At 63.2% G+C, this 18,286-nt stretch carries 16 protein-coding genes; 7 read left to right on the top strand and 9 right to left on the bottom strand.

All coding sequences use genetic code 11. The features are described from left to right. Positions 1 to 221: 221 nt before the first annotated feature. Both ppdK and BC363_RS08185 read right to left on the bottom strand, forming a co-directional pair. Positions 222 to 2,888: a pyruvate, phosphate dikinase gene (gene ppdK, locus BC363_RS08190; protein ID WP_065782383.1), complete on the bottom strand. Its 2,667-nt coding sequence runs from the start codon at positions 2,886 to 2,888 to the stop codon at positions 222 to 224. A 140-nt stretch (positions 2,889 to 3,028) separates the two neighbouring features. Then, positions 3,029 to 3,739 carry a hypothetical protein gene (locus BC363_RS08185; protein ID WP_083223449.1) on the bottom strand — a complete coding sequence of 237 codons (711 nt, stop codon included), beginning with the start codon at positions 3,737 to 3,739 and terminating at the stop codon, positions 3,029 to 3,031. Between the two features lie 170 nt (positions 3,740 to 3,909). Here BC363_RS08185 and BC363_RS08180 point away from each other — a divergent pair, with 170 nt between their 5' ends. Beyond that, positions 3,910 to 4,959, top strand: coding sequence for an AraC family transcriptional regulator (locus tag BC363_RS08180; protein WP_065782385.1), 1,050 nt, complete (start codon positions 3,910 to 3,912; stop codon positions 4,957 to 4,959). A gap of 29 nt (positions 4,960 to 4,988) precedes the next feature. Here BC363_RS08180 and smc read toward each other — a convergent pair whose 3' ends face one another. The 3 genes from smc to BC363_RS08165 form a co-directional block, all read right to left on the bottom strand. Next, positions 4,989 to 8,450 (bottom strand): chromosome segregation protein SMC, encoded by a 3,462-nt coding sequence (gene smc, locus BC363_RS08175; protein ID WP_065782387.1) that lies wholly within the window; start codon positions 8,448 to 8,450, stop codon positions 4,989 to 4,991. 102 nt (positions 8,451 to 8,552) lie between these two features. Next, positions 8,553 to 9,404: a DsbA family protein gene (locus BC363_RS08170; protein WP_083223450.1), complete on the bottom strand. Its 852-nt coding sequence runs from the start codon at positions 9,402 to 9,404 to the stop codon at positions 8,553 to 8,555. 223 nt (positions 9,405 to 9,627) lie between these two features. Next, complete coding sequence (locus BC363_RS08165) at positions 9,628 to 10,134, bottom strand: DUF721 domain-containing protein (protein ID WP_065782389.1); 507 nt, start codon at positions 10,132 to 10,134, stop codon at positions 9,628 to 9,630. Between the two features lie 93 nt (positions 10,135 to 10,227). Between BC363_RS08165 and mutY the strand changes: the two genes are divergently transcribed. The 3 genes from mutY to BC363_RS08150 are packed head-to-tail and all read left to right on the top strand — an operon-like array spanning position 10,228 to position 12,329. After that, complete coding sequence (gene mutY / locus BC363_RS08160) at positions 10,228 to 11,316, top strand: A/G-specific adenine glycosylase (protein ID WP_065782390.1); 1,089 nt, start codon at positions 10,228 to 10,230, stop codon at positions 11,314 to 11,316. Between the two features lie 23 nt (positions 11,317 to 11,339). Next, positions 11,340 to 11,957, top strand: a complete 618-nt coding sequence (locus BC363_RS08155) for an HAD family phosphatase (protein ID WP_065782392.1) — start codon at positions 11,340 to 11,342, stop codon at positions 11,955 to 11,957. A 12-nt stretch (positions 11,958 to 11,969) separates the two neighbouring features. After that, positions 11,970 to 12,329 (top strand): nuclear transport factor 2 family protein, encoded by a 360-nt coding sequence (locus BC363_RS08150; protein WP_065782394.1) that lies wholly within the window; start codon positions 11,970 to 11,972, stop codon positions 12,327 to 12,329. Between the two features lie 124 nt (positions 12,330 to 12,453). On the opposite strand, the gene BC363_RS08145 is transcribed toward BC363_RS08150, so the two are convergent. From BC363_RS08145 to BC363_RS08135, 3 genes are all read right to left on the bottom strand, one after another. After that, positions 12,454 to 13,584: a site-specific DNA-methyltransferase gene (locus tag BC363_RS08145; protein WP_065782396.1), complete on the bottom strand. Its 1,131-nt coding sequence runs from the start codon at positions 13,582 to 13,584 to the stop codon at positions 12,454 to 12,456. Positions 13,585 to 13,721: 137 nt separating this feature from the next. Continuing rightward, on the bottom strand, positions 13,722 to 14,069 hold the full coding sequence (locus BC363_RS08140) for an antibiotic biosynthesis monooxygenase (protein WP_065782398.1): 348 nt from the start codon (positions 14,067 to 14,069) through the stop codon (positions 13,722 to 13,724). Positions 14,070 to 14,073: 4 nt separating this feature from the next. Then, positions 14,074 to 14,394 (bottom strand): NIPSNAP family protein, encoded by a 321-nt coding sequence (locus BC363_RS08135; protein WP_065782399.1) that lies wholly within the window; start codon positions 14,392 to 14,394, stop codon positions 14,074 to 14,076. Positions 14,395 to 14,474: 80 nt separating this feature from the next. Here BC363_RS08135 and BC363_RS08130 point away from each other — a divergent pair, with 80 nt between their 5' ends. Further along, positions 14,475 to 15,155, top strand: a complete 681-nt coding sequence (locus BC363_RS08130) for a winged helix-turn-helix domain-containing protein (RefSeq protein WP_065782400.1) — start codon at positions 14,475 to 14,477, stop codon at positions 15,153 to 15,155. An 88-nt stretch (positions 15,156 to 15,243) separates the two neighbouring features. Here the strand turns inward: BC363_RS08130 and BC363_RS08125 are convergent, their stop codons facing one another. Continuing rightward, on the bottom strand, positions 15,244 to 15,912 hold the full coding sequence (locus BC363_RS08125; protein ID WP_065782401.1) for a GntR family transcriptional regulator: 669 nt from the start codon (positions 15,910 to 15,912) through the stop codon (positions 15,244 to 15,246). A gap of 179 nt (positions 15,913 to 16,091) precedes the next feature. On the opposite strand from BC363_RS08125, the gene BC363_RS08120 reads away from it, so the two are divergent. Together BC363_RS08120 and BC363_RS08115 are read left to right on the top strand one after the other, a co-directional pair. Next, a complete protein-coding gene (locus tag BC363_RS08120) occupies positions 16,092 to 16,787 on the top strand; it encodes an HAD family hydrolase (protein ID WP_065782403.1) in 696 nt (231 codons plus the stop codon). A 228-nt stretch (positions 16,788 to 17,015) separates the two neighbouring features. Beyond that, entirely contained in the window at positions 17,016 to 18,122 is a 1,107-nt protein-coding gene (locus BC363_RS08115; protein ID WP_065782406.1) for an ABC transporter substrate-binding protein, read from the top strand. Positions 18,123 to 18,286: the final 164 nt, after the last annotated feature.

Genomic DNA, 18,286 nt, shown 5'->3' with positions numbered 1-18,286 from the left:
AGCGCAGTAAGCGAATCCTACTTCATGTTTCCTTAAATCGTATTCGATTTAAGGACAAAAACATGCAGTAATTCAAAGTGCTACAGCGACCTTTGCGCGTCTGATAAGACGCGCAAAGGTCGCTGTAGAGATCGCGACGCGCTCTAAGTCTGAAACTGTATACCAACGCCCGGGGCACCGCGCTCCCGGGCGTTGACCTTGTAAGGGGCGTCGATGACGCCTCACGCCTTGCCGTTGATCGCCGCCTGCGCGGCGGCCAGCCGGGCGATCGGCACGCGGAAGGGCGAACAGGAGACATAGTCGAGACCTGTTTCTTCGCAGAAGCGGATCGAGGCCGGATCGCCGCCATGCTCGCCGCAGATGCCGAGCTTCAGTCCGTTCTTGGTCCGACGCCCACGCTCCGCAGCAATCTGGATCAGTTCGCCGACGCCATCGAAGTCGAGCGAGACGAAGGGGTCCTGCTCGATGATGCCCCTCTGCTGGTACGTGGCCAGAAACTGCGAGGCGTCGTCCCGCGAAATGCCGAATGTCGTCTGCGTCAGGTCGTTGGTACCAAACGAGAAGAAGTCGGCTGCTTCCGCGATCACATGGGCGCGCAGGGCAGCGCGCGGCAGCTCGATCATCGTACCGACGAGATAGTCGATTTCGATGCCGGCTTCGCCGATTACCGCCTTTGCCACCGCATCGATGCGCTCCTTGACGTAGTCGAGTTCGGCGCGCAGGCCGACGAGCGGCACCATGATTTCAGGCACGACAGGAGCACCGGTTTCGTGCGCGGCTTCGACCGCCGCCTCGAAGATGGCGCGGGCCTGCATCTCGGCGATCTCCGGATAGGAGATCGCCAATCGGCAGCCGCGGTGGCCGAGCATCGGGTTGAACTCGTGCAACTGGTCGACGCGCTGACGCAGGGCTGACGGATCAAGCGACAAGACGCCGGCAACGTCGGCGATCTCCTCGTCGGTCTTCGGCAGGAATTCGTGCAGCGGCGGGTCGAGCAGGCGGATCGTCACCGGCAGCCCGTGCATGATGGAGAAGAGTTCTACGAAGTCCGAGCGCTGCATCGGCAGCAGCTTGGCAAGCGCCAACCGTCGGCCTGCCTCGTCTTCCGCCAGGATCATCTCGCGCATGACATTGATCCGGCCGTCCTCGAAGAACATGTGCTCGGTACGGCAAAGGCCGATGCCCTCGGCACCGAAGGAGCGGGCGGCACGCGCATCGGCCGGCGTTTCGGCGTTGGTGCGCACGGTCATGCGGCGGCTGGCGTCCGCCCAGGCCATGATCTTTCCAAAGTCGCCCGACAGTTCCGGCTGAAGCATGGCGATTGCACCTTTCAGCACCTGGCCGGATGAGCCGTCGATCGTGATGATATCGCCCTTCTTCAGGGTCACGCTGGGGGTGATCAGCAACTCGTTGCGCAGATCGACGCGGATGCTGCCGGCACCGGAGACACAAGGGGTGCCCATGCCGCGCGCCACCACCGCGGCGTGGCTGGTCATACCACCGCGCGTGGTGAGGATGCCTTCGGCGGCGTGCATGCCGTGGATGTCTTCCGGACTGGTCTCGATGCGCACGAGAATGACCTTGCGGCCTTCCTTGTCTGCCTGAACGGCTTCTTCCGAGGTGAACACGATCTCGCCGGTCGCAGCTCCCGGCGAAGCCGGCAGGCCGGAACCGATGATATCGCGGCGCGCATGCGGATCGATCGTCGGGTGCAGCAACTGGTCGAGCGAAGCCGGATCGATGCGGGCGACCGCCTCGTCCTTCGAGACCAGTCCCTCCTCCGCCATGTCGACGGCTATCCTCAGAGCGGCCTTGGCCGTGCGCTTGCCCGAGCGTGTCTGCAGCATCCAGAGGGTGCCGCGCTCGATGGTGAATTCGAGATCCTGCATGTCGCGATAGTGGTGCTCGAGCTTGTCGCAGATCGCGCGGAATTCGGCGAAGGCCTCCGGCATCAACTTTTCGAGCGACGGCTTGTCGGAGCCGGACGCAATACGGGCGGCCTCGGTGATGTTTTGCGGCGTGCGGATGCCGGCAACGACATCCTCGCCCTGCGCATTGACGAGGAACTCGCCGTAAAGCTCGTTTTCTCCCGTCGACGGGTTGCGGGTAAACGCGACGCCGGTCGCTGACGAATTGCCGAGATTGCCGAAGACCATCGCCTGGACGTTGACCGCCGTGCCCCAGCCCGCCGGGATGCTGTGCAGATGGCGGTAGGTGATGGCGCGCGGGTTCATCCAGCTGGAGAAGACGGCGCCGATGGCACCCCAGAGCTGAATTTCCGGATCCTGCGGAAACGGCTCGCCGAGCGCTTCCTCGATCGCTTCCTTGTAGCGGCTGATGACATGCTGCCATTCGACCGCGGAGAGCTCGGTATCCTGCTCGTGGCCGAGGCGGGCCTTCTCGTCTTCCAGGATCTCCTCGAACACATCATGGTCGACGCCCATGACGACGTCGCCATACATCTGGATGAAACGGCGGTAGCTATCCCAGGCAAAGCGCGCATCGCCGGCGTCGTGGCCGAGCGCATGCACCGACTGGTCGTTGAGGCCGAGGTTCAAGACCGTGTCCATCATGCCGGGCATAGAGGCACGGGCGCCGGAGCGCACGGAAAGCAGCAGCGGGCGCTTGATGTCGCCGAAGATCCGGCCGGTGACCTCCTCCATCCGGCGAATGCCTTCGCGGACCTGATCGTGCAGGCCCTCGGGTATTTCACGGCCATTGTCGAAATAGCTGTTGCAGGCATCGGTGATGATGGTCAGTCCCGGCGGCACCGGCAGGCCGAGACTGCACATTTCGGCAAGGTTCGCACCCTTGCCGCCCAGCCGGTCACGATCACCCGCACGCCCCTCGGCCTTGCCCCCACCGAAGGTATAAACCCATTTCCTCATGCCTGCTCTCCACCCAGAAACAGTCTTTTATGACGATTTACAGTATATGCTTCGGCCTGGAAATGCACCCGCCGAAGTTTTATGCTGCAGCGCATCATTTTTTCGCGACTGTCGCGCGCACCGTGGGTGGAAGGCGAGGCTCAGCGGATCGTGGCACGCACCATCTCTCCGTTGATGCGAACTTGTGGTTTGGCACCGGGGATCGCCGTTCGCGAACTGTCGACCCAGGAGGCCGTGGCCGCCACCTGATAATCGATGAAACTTGCCGTATCGAAGCCAAGATGAATGTCGAGCACCTTTCCGGAGATCTCCACGGTCTCGGATTGCTGCGTCTTTTCATAGATCAGCCGCGCCCGCAGGGCGTCTACATCGAGCCTGGCCTGTCCGACATGCCCCTCGATCGAAACGTCTGCCGCCTTGCCCTTGAGGACAACCGTCGAAAATTCACCGTCAAGCCTCGCCTGGAATGCCGGTTGCTCGATCGAGACCGTTGCGCCTTTTTTCAGGTTGACGTGAAGCTCGACCTTGCAGTCCTCCAGTTCCGGCCAGGACGGCGCCGCCACATCGATGTAAAGGGTGGAACCTTCGACGCGCATCCGGCTGTCCGATACGCAGTCGCTATAGAACCAGCTGGAATAGAAGGGAGCAAACCAACCGGAACGGCGGCTGCGGGCAGAGGCCCTGTAGGGCAATGCCTCATTGCTGGTGAGTTCGATTGCGCTTGCCTCCCCCTTCGCGACAACTGCCGTGACGCCGGCGATATCGATCTCGGTCGCCGATGTCTCGGCATTGCGCGTCATGGCGACGAGAAGGATGGGGGCAAGGACCATTGCTGGCAATGCGATCAACATGTGACGCTCCATTCGTTCGATCCGGCACCATCGCCGGACCGGAATAGCTCGCCCGACATCGAACGTAGCGGCGACCTTGATCGCGTTTTGGGTCGACCGTGAACGCAATCAAGGGCATCATCGCCTGCATCTGTCGTCTCCACCGTCCCCTCCGAAGAATCCATCCGCTCATGTTGTTCGTGCCGCTACCCTTCGTCGTTTCCCTGCTGCTGCTCATCGTGATCGTCCGCATGCTGTCGCAACGAGACGAGACCATGACATTCGAGCAGCGCCTGTTCCTGCTGCTCGCGTGTGCCTATGCGCTGCAATCCGTGCTGATCGGCATCCGGTGGGGCTACGATTTTCGCGCCATTCTGCCGGCACAGGCGATGCTTGCGACCTTCAACGCGGCCTTGGCGTGGGTATGTTTCAGCAGCCTGGCAAGCGACAGCCAGCCACGCCTGGGGCCGATCGCCTGGCACCTCCTGCCCGCGCTCATTGTCGGGGTCATGATGTTTGCCTGGCGCGATGCGGTCGGCACCGCAATCATCCTGTTCTTTCTCGGCTACGGCATTGCCTTGCTCTGGCTTGCGCGGCAGGGACCGAATGGACTGGTCACATCGCGCCTCGACGGCGTGCTTCGATCATACCACTCGCTGCAGATCACCGGATGGGCGCTCGTTGCGTCAGCTCTCAGCGACGTCGCCATCGGCTTCGACCAGATGCGCAATGGTGGCGCCTATTCCGGCGCGATCGTGGCGGCCGGCAACGTGCTCGCTCTGCTCATACTCGGCACCGCGGCGTCGATCGCAAGCTTCGACACATCCACCGACTGCGAACGCCAGGAGACGACGCCTTCGCCGCAAGAGCGCGCCGCAACGGAAGAAGATGCCGAAGTCGTAAACGCAGTCCAGGAACTGATGCGCAAGAAGGCACTCTACAAGGATCTCGAACTCAACCTGTCACGGATCGCCCGCAAGCTCGGCGTGCCGGCACGGCGCATTTCCAACGCCATCAACCGGATCCACGGCATCAGCGTCTCGCAATACGTCAACAACTACCGGGTGGAGGAAGCCTGCCGGCTGCTTCTGACGACCGACGAGGCGATCACGCAGGTCGCCTTCGAGGCCGGTTTCCTGACGAAATCGAACTTCAACCGCGAATTCCTGCGCGTCACCGGCAAGAGCCCTTCCTCCTGGCGCGAGCAACAGCGCATTCCCGATCTTCGGGAAGCGGCATAGAGCGCAGCCACACTTTTGCGCGATATGCGTTAGACCACTTCGCGCAGCCGCTCTGCCGTCTGCAGGTCGACGGAAACGAGCTGGGACACACCCTGCTCCGCCATGGTGACGCCGAACAGGCGGTTCATGCGAGCCATGGTGATAGGATTGTGGGTGATGATGACGAAGCGGGTCTCGGTCGAAGCCGCCATCTCGTCCATCAGGTTGCAATAGCGCTCGACATTGTGGTCGTCGAGTGGTGCATCGACTTCGTCGAGAACGCAGATCGGCGCCGGGTTGGTGAGGAAGACGGCGAAGATCAGCGCCATCGCCGTCAGCGCCTGTTCACCACCCGACAGCAACGTCATGGTCTGTGGCTTCTTGCCCGGCGGGCGAGCGAGGATTTCAAGGCCCGCTTCAAGCGGGTCGTCGCTCTCGATCAGTTGCAGCTCGGCCGTGCCGCCGCCGAAGAGATGGGTGAAGAGGCGCTGGAACTGGGCGTTGACCACGTCGAAGGCGACGATCAGCCGCTCGCGACCCTCGCGGTTGAGGTTCTGGATGGCGCTGCGCAATTTGCGGATCGCTTCGATGACGTCGTCCCGCTCCTTTAACAGGAGCGCCAGCCGCTCGGAGAGCTCCTTCTGTTCCTCTTCGGCCCGAAGGTTGACGGCGCCAAGACGCTCGCGCTCGATCTTCAGCCGCTCCAGTTCGCGTTCGACATTGCGCATGTCCGGCAGCGCCTCGTCAACGGCAAGCCCGGTCAGCCGCATCACCTCATGCGGGGCGCAGGAAAGCGCTTCGTGGATGCGGGCCTCGATCTCGACGCGGCGCTCGCGGCTCGACACCAGCCGTTCCTCGGCGCGACCGCGCTTTTCGCGCGATTCCGCCAGTTCAGAAAGCGCGGTTGCGGCCATGCGGTCGGCCTCGCGCTGGCGGCCCTCGGCCTCGGCCAGGATATCGGCGGCCTCGCGGCGCGAAGCCTCGGCCTTCTGCAATTCGTTCATCAGCGCGCGCCGCTTGTCCTCGAACTCGTCGGGCGCGTCCATCAGTTCTTCCACCTCATCGCGCGCTTCCGCCTCGCGATCCCTGAGGGTGGCGATATGCTCCTCGGCGCTGGCCGCCCGAGCCTTCCAGGTCTGGCGCTCGCCTGATATCGCCGTGATCCGCCGCTGGCGCGCCTCGTTCTCACGCGCAAGTCCGTCATGGGCCGCACGCCTTTCGGCAACCGCAGCGCGGTCGGCCGCGACATCTGCCGTTTGCGCGCGCAGTTTCAGCTCGAGTTCTGAGAGATCGGGCGCGTCGGCAAGAGCGTCGTTGGCCGTCTCGATCTGCTCGGCAACCTCTTCGAGCTGGCTTTCGAGCTGGCTCTTGGTTTCAGCAACAACCGCACGGCGGCGCGAGAGATCGCCGGATGCGCGCTCGGCCGCCGCCAGCGCATCGCGGGCTTCGCCGAGCTGCCGTGTGATCATGCGCTGGGTATCGCGCGCAAGCCTCAACCGCTCGTCCTCGGCACGGATACGCGATCCGGCTGCGGCAAGATCGGCCTCGGCACGGCGGAGCGCCTCGCCGGCGTCGTCCGCCTCCGCGTCGAGTTCGGCAAGACGGTTTTTCTGGGCCAGCCTCAATGCTGCAGCACTTGGCGCTTCGGAACCAGTGACATGCCCGTCCCAGCGCCAAACGGAGCCCTGCTTCGTCACCAGGCTTTGGCCGGGTTTCAACAGCAGCATCAGCCGCTCGGCCTCCGCCTCGCTGTCGACGATGCCGATCTGGCTCAAGGCACGCGTTAGCGCCTGTGGCGCGCGAACATGATCGATCAGCGAGCGCACACCTTGCGGCAAGGCGGCATCGCCGGAATGGTCGCCCGGTGTGCGCCAGTGGGCTGGGGCCGCGCTATCGAGTGGCGAATCGAGATCATCGCCAAGCGCCGCACCCAGCGCCGTCTCGAAGCCGCGGTCGACCTTCATCTCCTCGACAACAGCCGGATAGGCGCCACCGCCGGCGGCTTCGAGCATGCGGCGGATCGTGCGCGCCTCGGTCTCGATGCCGTTCAAGACGGCCCGTGCCCGATCGACCGGCGGGCGGGCGTCAGCCTCGGCACGGCGGGTGTCGGCAAGGGCTTCCTCGATGTCAGCGACATTCGCCTCGGCTTCTTCGAGTGCGGCCTCGGCCACTTCGACCTGGCCCTGCTTTTCGTGCGGATCCGGCAGCGTCGACATCTGCCTATCGAGTTCGTCAAGATCGCGGGCCTGATCGGAGAGCTGGCGGGCAAGTCGTGCCTGTCGCTCCGAGAGATCGCGCAGCGCGCGCTCCAGCTGGTTGCGACCGGCCTGCGCCTCGGCGCGCTCGGCGGTCAGTCGGCCCAGATCGGTCTCGCTCACGACAAGCTTTTCGTTCGCCTCTTCGAGCCGTTCCTGGGCTTCACTTGCCCGATCGTCAGCCTCGGCGAGCAGCTCGCGCAGTTCCTCGTCTTCTTCGTCGAGACGGGCGAGAATGCCGGCGTTGTCGGCAACGAGGCGTTCCTCGCGGGCGATGTCCTCGGCCAGCTGCGCCAGGCGGCGCTGCAGCTCGTCGCGGCGGCGCAGGATGCGGCCGGCATCTTCCTCAAGCTGCGACCGGGCGATCTGCAGGCGCTGCAATGCGGCGGCCAGTTTCGCCTCGTTCTCGCGCAGCTCCGGCAGTTTCAGGCTGGAAATCGCCTGATCCTTGGCGGCCTGCATCTGGGCCTGTGCCTTTTCGGCGACGAGTGCCGTCACCTGGTTGAGCTGGCTGGTCGCCTCGGCTTCGGCTTCCTTGGCCTGAACCCAGCGGATGTGGAACAGGATCGCCTCATGCTTGCGGATATCGGCAGACAGCATCTTGAAGCGATTGGCCTGGCGCGCTTGCCGTTTCAGGCTCTCGATCTGGCTTTCGAGCTGAGAGGTGACGTCGTCCAGACGCTCAAGGTTGGTCTCGGCCGCCTTCAGCCGCAGCTCCGCCTCGTGCCGGCGCGAATGCAGGCCGGAAATGCCGGCCGCCTCTTCAAGTAGCTGGCGTCGGGCCTGCGGCTTTGCCGCAATCAGTTCACCGATGCGGCCCTGGCCGACCATCGACGGCGAGCGGGCGCCAGTGGATGCGTCGGCAAACAGCAGCTGCACATCCTTGGCGCGCGCTTCCTTGCCGTTGATCCTGTAGACCGAGCCCTGCTCGCGCTCGATGCGGCGCGTCACCTGGATTTCGTCGCTGTCGTTGAAGGCGGCAGGCGCCGTGCGATCGCTGTTGTCGAGGTAGAGGCCGACTTCGGCGGTGTTGCGCGCCGGGCGATTGCCGGAGCCTGAAAAGATCACGTCATCCATGCCGGACGCGCGCATGTTCTTGTAGGAGTTTTCCCCCATCACCCAGCGTAGTGCCTCGACAAGGTTCGACTTGCCGCAGCCGTTCGGGCCGACGATGCCGGTCAGACCGCGCTCGATGATGAATTCGCTGGGTTCGACGAAGGATTTGAAGCCGAGCAGACGAAGCTTGTTGAACTTCATGCGGCGGACGCTGGCGCAGAACGCCCCTCTTCACCCAACCTCCGAGCATAAAAAACGGGCGCACGGCTGCTGCCGTCGCCCGTTTTCAGGAAAAGCGAAGGATCAGAGCTTGCTGTCGATGAGGGCCGACATAACGTCAACCGACATATCCCCAGAATAGTGCTCTCCATTGACGAAGAAGGTCGGCGTCGATTGCACGCCAAAGTCCTTTGCGCCCCTCTGCATAACTGCGTTCACATCATCCAGAAGTTTTTGGTTCGTCAAGCAGGACTCGAAGGTCTCCTGTGTAAAACCGGCAAGTTTGGACATCTGCAGCAATGCATCGCGACCATTCGGCGCGGCAGCCCACTGCTGCTGCTGCTTGAACAGCATCGAGATCATCGGGAAATACTGGCCCTCGGGGGCGCAACGCGCCAGCATGAAGGCGGCAGCGGCGCGCGGATCGAACGGGAATTCGCGCAGGACGAAACGAACCTTGCCGCTGTCGATGTACTTCGCCTTGATTGCTTCGAAAGTGTTGTTGTGGAAGGCGGCGCAATGCGGGCAGGTCATCGACATGTATTCGACGATCGTTACCGGGGCGTTGGCATCGCCGATCGCCATTTCCGGCAGCGCGCCGGGTTCGAGCAGCTTGGCCATGTCGACGGAGCCTTCCGAGCTCGGCAGCTCGACCTTTGCCGGAGCGGCAGTCGACTGGGCAACTTCGGTGCCGGCGGGCTTGGCTTCCGTGGTCGTTGTCGGAGCAGCCGTCGTCGAAGCGGTCGTCGTCGCGTCCGCCGGCTTGGCGTCGGCAGGCTTAGCATCGGCTTTGGCGGCCGTTTCCGTGGTTTCGGTCGGGCTCGCCGAAGCCTGCTCCTTCTTCTCGTCGCTGCAGGCGGCAAGCACAAGAGCGACGGTCGCGATGGCAACACCGCTGAGCAGGCGTTTCGAAAGGTTCAGTGCGGAAGCGGACATGAATTTTACCCGTGTTCGGAGGGAATTGCAGTGCGGATTCGATATCTTGCCGCGCGCAGGGCGGCAAGGGGAAGCGTTTCAACAGAATTCAAAGAATTGTGACCGGCTGATGGTGCTGCCTGATGCATGTCGCGCAAAGGTGTGCAGCGGCTTTGCGATAACGACATGCACAAAAACAGGAGCGTAAAGTGCGGCAAGCGGACCTGAAAGATCGCGACGCGCTTCAGCGCCGGCGTGGCGACATGACCGCGGTCCCGAGCCGCCGCAGCGCCGCCTTCAGTTCTTCGCTCTCGATACCCTCGACCATGGTTTCGAGCCGGCGGGCCGGTTCGCCGGAAAGCGGGCGTGGCGTGCGATTGCGTCTGGGCGGCGGCGATACCGGCTTTTGCACGATCCGCAGTTGGCCGATCGCGTAAAAGCCGAAGAAGCCGTTGATGCGCTGGATCAGCTCGCCCTGGGCGTGAGTGAGAAACAGTGCACGCGCGCCTTCGCAGGCAACGGTGAGGACGCCGGGTTGATGACCGCCCTCGCCGGCAATTTCGGAGGCACGGCGCGGCCAGGCGATCTTTTCCGGCCGGGTGCAGTCGGCGAAATCAGCGCCGGCGATCTCGTCCCAGGAGCCGAGCAGCATGGTGTTGATGCCGGCGCGCTTGGCGAGCACCGGATCAATCAGGCCGTTGGCGACCTCGGCGATCTGGATCACACCCCTGCGGGACTTCTGTTCACTCACGAACGCGACTTTCTGTATGCAATGTCGATTGAGCCTTGATGCGCCGGCTCGCCTTCGCCAAGTATAAGCCGGAAAAGGAACCTCCGGCAAATCATGGCAAATACGATCACGGCGGCGAAGGCCGCCCCGCTTCTTCTTGAATGGTACGACCGGCACCACCGCGAACTTCCGTGGCGGGTTTCACCGTCGATGGCGCGTCAGGGTGTGGTCGCCAATCCGTACCATATCTGGATGTCGGAGGTCATGCTGCAGCAGACGACCGTGCAGGCGGTGAAGGCCTATTTCGAGAAGTTCCTGACGTTGTGGCCAGCGGTCGAAGATCTCGCCGTCGCCGACAACGAGGACGTGATGAAGGCCTGGGCCGGGCTCGGCTACTACGCAAGGGCGCGCAATCTGAAGAAATGCGCCGAGGCGGTGGCGCGCGATCATGGCGGCCGCTTCCCCGACACGGAGGAAGGGCTGAAGGCCCTGCCCGGCATCGGCGACTATACCGCAGCGGCCGTCGCCGCCATCGCCTTCAACCGCCAAAGTGCTGTGCTTGACGGCAATGTCGAGCGGGTGATCTCACGGCTCTATGCCATCGAAACGCCGCTGCCGGCGGCCAAGCCGGAAATGCGCGGGCTCGTCGCGGCCTTGACGCCCGCCGACAGGCCCGGCGATTTCGCCCAAGCGATGATGGATCTCGGCGCGACGATCTGCACGCCGAAGCGCCCCGCCTGCTCGCTCTGTCCGTTCCGGCCGCACTGTCTGGCGCTTTCCGTCGCCGATCCCGAGACCTTTCCGCGCAAGGCGAAGAAGAAGGACAAGCCGCTGAGGCTCGGCGCCGCCTTCGTGGCGATCGATGCCTGCGACACCGTCTATCTGCGCAAGCGCTGCGAAACCGGCCTTCTCGGCGGCATGACCGAAGTGCCCGGCACCGCGTGGACGGCACGGCACGACGGCGAGACTTCGGTGGAGTCGCAGCCCTTTGCAGCCGCCTGGGAAGACTGCGGCACCATTACCCATGTGTTTACGCATTTCGAGTTGCGCCTGTCGGTGTACCGGGCCAATGTCGCGCGCGCCGAGACTGGAAACGACGGCTGGTGGGAACCGGTCTCTTCGCTGAAAGCGCAGGCGTTGCCGACGGTTATGAAAAAAGCGATCGCCCGGGCGATACCGGATGCCTTCAAAGGCGAGCGCTGAGAGTATCGAACGAGGAACAGTTCATGAGCAGCATCGAAATCCGCCACATCGTCTTCGACATCGGCAGGGTGCTGATCCACTACGACCCGAACCTGCCCTTCAGCCGCATCATTCCCGACGAAGCGGAGCGGCAATGGTTCTTCGCCAATGTCTGCACCCACGACTGGAATATCGAGCAGGACCGTGGCCGCTCCTGGGAAGAAGCCGAGGCACTGCTGATCAAGGATCATCCTGAACGGGAGGAGCATATCCGCGCCTTCCGCAAACATTGGCATGAGATGGTGCCGCACGCCTATGTCGAAACGGTTTCTTTGATGGAAAACCTGATCGCCGAGGGCCGCGACGTGACGATGCTGACCAACTTCGCTTCCGATACGTTCCGCGAAGCGCAGCAGCTCTATCCGTTCCTGACCCTGCCGCGCGGCGTCACCGTGTCGGGCGATGTCGGCCTGATCAAGCCGGATGTCGCGATCTACGAGACCCACGCCCGCACATTCGACCTCGATCCACCGGCAACACTGTTCATCGATGACAGCATGCCCAATGTCGAGGGCGCACGCCTGGCCGGCTGGCACGCGGTGCATTTCACCGACCCGGAAAAACTGAAGGCCGATCTCGCCGCCTATGGCATCCAGCGTTGATCGGGTGCCGCAATGCCCGGCGATCCCTCAGCGCTGACCGCGCGCTACCATGCCGCGATCAACGCGCTCGACTTCCCGGCGATAACCGACGCGTTCTCCGAGGATGCACGCTATATCTCAAATGGCGTCGGCGTACTTGCCGGACGGGCCGCAATCGTCTCCGCCTTTCGCGACTATTTTCTGATTTATCCGGACCAGGTGGCCGAAGACAGCTTGATCGAAACGCTTTCGCCGTCTTCGGCGCGAGCCAAGTGGCACCTGGTGGCAACGAATGCAAAGACCGGCCAGCGGCTCAAACGATCGGGTGTCGAATTTCTTCATTTCGACGCGGAAGGACGGATCGTCGCGATCGAGGTTTTTGACGACGATTGACAATTCCGGAAATACAAACGCCCGGAAGCCTTGCGGGTTCCGGGCGTTTAAAGCTCTCCTTCCGGGACTGAAGGCACAAAAACCGGGCAGAGCGCTTTTCGAAGGACCTGGCGGAACTGGTTGATCAGTTCAGTTTTGCCAGGTCATTTCGAATGACGGTTCTGAGTTCGTCGATGGGCTTCAGGGTGTTCCCTTCTTCGAAGTGCCAGAATGTCCATCCGTTGCAGGCATCGAGACCCTGGACCTTGGCGCCCAGGCGATGAATGGAGCCGGCCTCGCCACCGCAGGCAAGCGTGCCGTCGGCGCGCACGATCGCGCTGTGACGTCGCCTGGCGTCGGTCAAGACGGTGCCGGGCTTGATCAATCCGCTTTCGATCAGTGCATTGAATGCCACACGCGGTTCGGCCTTCTTGCCGGTCATGACCGACAGCATGGCCTTGCCGAGCGGCTCGACGGCGTCAATGCGTGCCGATGCCGCGTCGATATAATCCTGTTCGCGCTCGATGCCGACGAAGTGACGGCCGAGCCGCTTGGCAACGGCGCCGGTGGTGCCGGAGCCGAAGAAGGGGTCGAGGATGACGTCGCCTGGCTTCGTCGATGCCATCATGATTCGGGCAAGCAGCGCTTCCGGCTTCTGCGTCGGGTGCACCTTCTTGCCGTCGTCGCCCTTCAGGCGCTCGTGACCCGAGCAGATCGGGAACAGCCAATCGGAGCGCATCTGCACGTCGTCATTGGCCGCCTTCATCGCATCGTAGTTGAAGGTGTAACCCTTGGCGTTGGCGTTCGGCGTCGCCCAGATCAGCGTTTCATGGGCGTTCTGGAACCGACGGCCCTTGAAGTTCGGCATCGGGTTGGTCTTGCGCCAGATGATGTCGTTGAGGATCCAGAAATGCAGGTCCTGCAGGATCGCGCCGACGCGGAAGATGTTGTGGTAGGAGCCGATGACCCAGAGCGTTCCGGTCGGCTTCAGCACGCGGCGGCAGGCCAGCAGCCAGGCGCGGGTAAAGGCATCATAGGCTTCGAAGGAAGCGAACTGGTCCCACTCGTCATCGACGGCGTCGACAACCGACTGGTCGGGGCGGGTCAGCATGCCGCCAAGCTGCAGGTTGTAGGGCGGATCGGCGAAAACGACATCGACCGAATTGTCGGGAAGCGCATTGAGCGCTGCGACGCAGTCACCCTTGATGATGGAATCGAGCCAGCCCAGCGGACGGGCGGAACGGGAGACTTCGGCAAGCGAAACAACTGAAGACATGGACAACTCGCAAATACGCTTACTCGGGGCGGACTATGGAGCTTATGGTTACCGAAGATGGTTACCAAAGCCTGAAGGCCATCAGGAAAATTTCGTATTAACGATGCAGCGCCAATCGGTTCGCCTGCCGATGGCCGTCAAGCCTCGTGAAAAGCGCGGCTGTCGACCGGCGCCTGATGCCGCTCGTTCAAGCCATAGTCGCGAACGACCGACGCGATGCGCAGCCGGTAGTCGGCAAAGACGCCGTGGCGACCGGCATCCTGGGCGGCGCGGTGCTCGGCGCCGTTGCGCCACTCCTTAACGGCAGCCTCATCGCGCCAGAACGACAGTGACAGGACCTTGTTCGGATCGGCGAGGCTTTGAAAACGCTCGATCGAAATGAACCCGTCGATGCCGTCGAGCAGCGGGCGCAGGTCGGCGGCAATACCCAAATAGGTGTCGCGGCGGCCTTCAGCCGGCAGCACTTCGAAAATAACGGCGATCATGAGTTCAACCCTGTCCAGCCGGTGACGAAACGTTTTTCAGGAAGATGCGATCCTCCTTCAGGATAAAACGTTCCTTGCGCGCGAACGCACAGTTCTCGCGGCCCAAAGGGTCGGCGGCAAGCCTGGCGCGATACGCCTCGTAGGCGGCAAGGCTGTCGATATTGTAGACGCCGTAGGCCGTCGTCGCCGAACCTTCGTGCGGCCCGAAGTAACCGATGAGATCGGCGCCGCAGCGTGGGATCGCCTCGCCCCAGTTACGGGAATAGGCGGCGAACTCCTCCTTCTTGAAGGGGTCGATTTCATAGCGGATGAAGCAGGTGATCATCTTCGGTTCCTCGTTTGTGTCTTTCGATGAACCCACTATGCCCGCTTGCCGGCTCTTAATGCTTCGACTACCATCGAAGTATGAAAGAAGGTCCAGACATCGCACTCATCGGTTCGCTGATCGGCGATCCGGCCCGCGCCAACATGCTGACCGCACTGATGGCCGGACGGGCGCTGACACCGACGGAGCTTGCCACCCATGCCGGAATCACGCTGCAAACGGCGAGCTCGCATCTTTCCAAGCTCGAGGCCGGGGGCCTGCTGACCCAGCGCAAACAGGGCCGTCACCGCTATTACCAGCTGGCCGAAGACGAGGTCGGCCTGATGCTGGAAAACCTCATGGGGCTTGCCGCCAGCCGCGGCATGAACCGGCATCGCCCCGGGCCCAAGGATCCGGCGCTGCGCAAGGCCCGCGTCTGCTACAACCACCTGGCTGGCGACTATGGCGTGCGCATGCTCGACAGCCTGATCGCGGCAAAACAGATCGAGGTTGCGGGCGACGATCTCGCCTTGACCGATGCGGGCCAGATCCGCATCGAGGCACTCGGCATAGACTACGCATCGCTCAAGAAATCCCGCCGGCCGATCTGCCGAACCTGCCTCGACTGGAGCGAGCGCCGCTCGCATCTCGCCGGCTCGCTCGGCGAGGCGCTGCTGACGCTTTTCCTCGACAAGGGCTGGGCAAAACGCGAGAACAACAGCCGCGCCATCCGCTTCACCGATAGCGGCGAGAAGGCCTTTTCAGACCTCTTCCCGCAGTGAACACGGGTCCGGGCCTGCACGCACGAGGACATCCCTAAAACCGCTATGCGCAATGCGGCCGCAGAGGCCGGCAGCCGCGTTCAAACGCCTATCCGACGATGGAAAACGCCTCTCGCGTCTCGCCGGCAGCGGTCTTGACTGGCGTCTTGCCGATCCAGCCAACATGGCGCTCGAGGATTTTTGCCGCCTCGTCGCCTCGCCCTTCCCGCAGGGCAGTCAGGATCGCACGATGGTCGTGGTCAGTGCGCGCTTCCCAGCTGGTCCGCCAGGCTGAAAACAGAAAACGGGCGCTGGCCGCATGCAGGTCGTCGATCGAGGCCAGCAGCCGCGGCATGGCGCAGGGCTCAAGGATCAGCCGGTGGAAAGCGCGATTGGCAGCCTCCCAGGAGCGAACGTCACGCGACGTGTCCGCGGCGACCGTTGCCGCTTCGGCGCGATCGAGGATGGCAGCGGTCAGATGCGGGATCGCATGACGGAGCGCCAGCACCTCGAGAACCGCGCGCATCTCGGCAACCTCGCGCACTTCCTTGAGGTCGAACGCTGCAACGCGGACGCCGCGACGCGGTTCGCTAACGGCGAGCCCCTGGGCCTCCAAGAGCCTGAACGCCTCGCGCACTGGCACATGGCTGGCGCCGAACTCCTCGGCAATGTGATCCTGACGCAAGCGCTCGCCCGGCGTCAGCACACCCGAGATGATCCTCTCGGCCAGTGCCCGGCTGATGCGGCTTGCGATGGTATCGTCCCGTTGCTTGTCCATCCGCTACAGATAGAGGTGCTGGCAGGGCCTGTCGAGCAAGCGGCGACGGCCTTTCGACGATTTCCAAAGGTTGAGATTTCGGCCGCCATCGTATAAACCTTCGGCGTACAAAAGCACGCGCCGCGAAAGAGACCCTCCCCCTGCCTGCGGCGCCTCCTTCTCCCAGGGAACTGACCCAAATGAACGATATCGACCTCATCATTTTCGATTGCGACGGCGTTCTCGTCGATTCGGAGATCATCGCCTCGGAAGTCGAGGCGGCTCTGCTGACCGAAGCCGGCTACCCGATCAGCGTCGAGGAGATGGCCGAACGCTTTGCAGGCATGACCTGGCAGAACACGCTGCTGCAGATCGAAAAGGAAGCGAGCATCCCGCTTTCGGCCTCGCTCATCAGCAAGGTCGACACGATCCTCGACGAGCGCCTTGCACGCGACCTCAAAATCATCGAAGGCGTCAAGCCGATGCTGGCGCAGCTGACGCTGCCGCACTGCATCTGCTCCAACTCGACCTCGGCGCGGCTTGCCATGATGCTCGGCAAGGTCGGTATCAAGGACCACTTCGGCCGCCATATCTATTCGGCCCGCGACCTTGGAGCGGACCGCGTCAAGCCGAAGCCGGATATCTTCCTGCACGGCGCCAAGCAGATGGGCGTCGCCCCTTCTCGCGTCCTGGTCATCGAGGATTCCGTGCACGGCATCCATGGCGCGCGCGCGGCCGGCATGCGCGTCGTCGGCTTTACCGGCGGCTCGCACACCCATCCCTCGCATGCCGACCAGCTGACCGACGCGGGTGCCGAAACGGTGATTTCGCGCATGTCGGCGCTGCCGGGCGTGATCGCCGCTCTTTCCGAGTGGTCGGAATCGATGACGGCCTGATCCGGGAAAGCCGGGCTCAAGCCGCCTGCAGACCCCTTTCGCCCCGGCCGTTTACCGGGGCGGGAAAAAGCTCTCGGCCACCACGGCGGGCGTCCGATTAGGCGCCGAGGGACACGATGTCACATTGATGTGCCATGGCTGTCCCTCCGAAGATCTCCCCGGTTTTCGCACCGCGCACGAGGGCCATATCAAGCAAGCCCCACAGGGGTATTTCTAGGAGGAAACACTATGCGTCTTTCACTGTTGACGGGCCTGACCCTGGCAGCCAGCGTCGCCTTCGGGCCGCTCGCCTTTGCCGATATCACCGTTGGTGTCATCACGCCGCTCACCGGCCCGGTCGCGGCCTATGGCGAGCAGGTAAAGAACGGCGCGGAAACGGCCGCGGAAGAGATCAACAAGGCTGGAGGCATCAACGGCGAGAAGATCGTGCTGAAGATGCTCGACGATGCCGGCGACCCGAAGCAGGCCGTGTCGGTCGCAAACCAGGCGGCCGGTGAAGGCATCCGCTTCGTCGTCGGCCCGGTATTGTCCGGCACCTCGATGGCGGCTTCCGACGTGCTCGCCGAAAACGGCATCCTTATGGTGACGCCGACGGCAACCACGCCTGATCTGACCACCCGCGGCCTCTGGAACGTGCTGCGCACCTGCGGCCGTGACGACCAGCAGGCCGAGGTCGCTGCAGCCCATGTGGTCAAGAACCTCAAGGACAAGCGCGTCGCCGTCCTGCACGACAAGGCTCCCTATGGCAAGGGCCTCGCCGACGGCTTCAAGAAGGGGATCAACGCCGGCGGCATCACCGAAGTCGTCTACGAAGGCCTTAATCCGGGCGACAAGGACTTCAGCGCCATCGTCACCCGTCTGAAGGCGGAGAAGGTCGATGTCGTCTACTTCGGCGGTTATCATCCGGAAGGCGGTCTGCTGGCACGTCAGATGCGCGACCAGGGCGTGACGGCGCAGATCTTCGGCGGCGACGGCCTGTCAAACACCGAGTTCTGGGCAATCGGCGGCGAAGCTGCGACGGGCACGACCTATACCAACGCCAGCGACGCGACCCGCAACCCGGCGTCGGCTCCGGCCGTCGAGGCGCTGAAGGCGAAGAGCATTCCGGCTGAGGCCTTCACCCTTAACGCCTATGCGGCGGTACAGGTCCTGAAGGCCGGCATCGAGAAGGCCGGCTCCGCCGAGGATGCGACCGCGGTTGCGACCGCTATCAAGTCCGGCGAGCCGATCGACACGGTGCTCGGCAAGCTGACCTACGGCGAAGCCGGCGACCTCACCTCGCAGGCCTTCTCGCTCTACAAGTGGGAAGGCGGCAAGAGCGTCGCTGCCGAGTAGTTTCTTATAGTCACCAAATGAGAACGCCGGGGCTTGCCCCGGCGTTCAGACCGCTGACAAACCCGTCGATTTTTCGGCGGGTTTTGTTTTGCGGATTGGGTTGTTTTTGACGGCCGTGTTTTGGCGGAGGTGAAGAAGGACGCGCCGGCTCACGCCATGGCCGG

This window comes from Ensifer sp. LC384 (assembly GCF_001695865.1).
Taxonomy (GTDB): domain Bacteria; phylum Pseudomonadota; class Alphaproteobacteria; order Rhizobiales; family Rhizobiaceae; genus Ensifer.
This window is presented reverse-complemented; position numbering and strand designations above follow the sequence as displayed.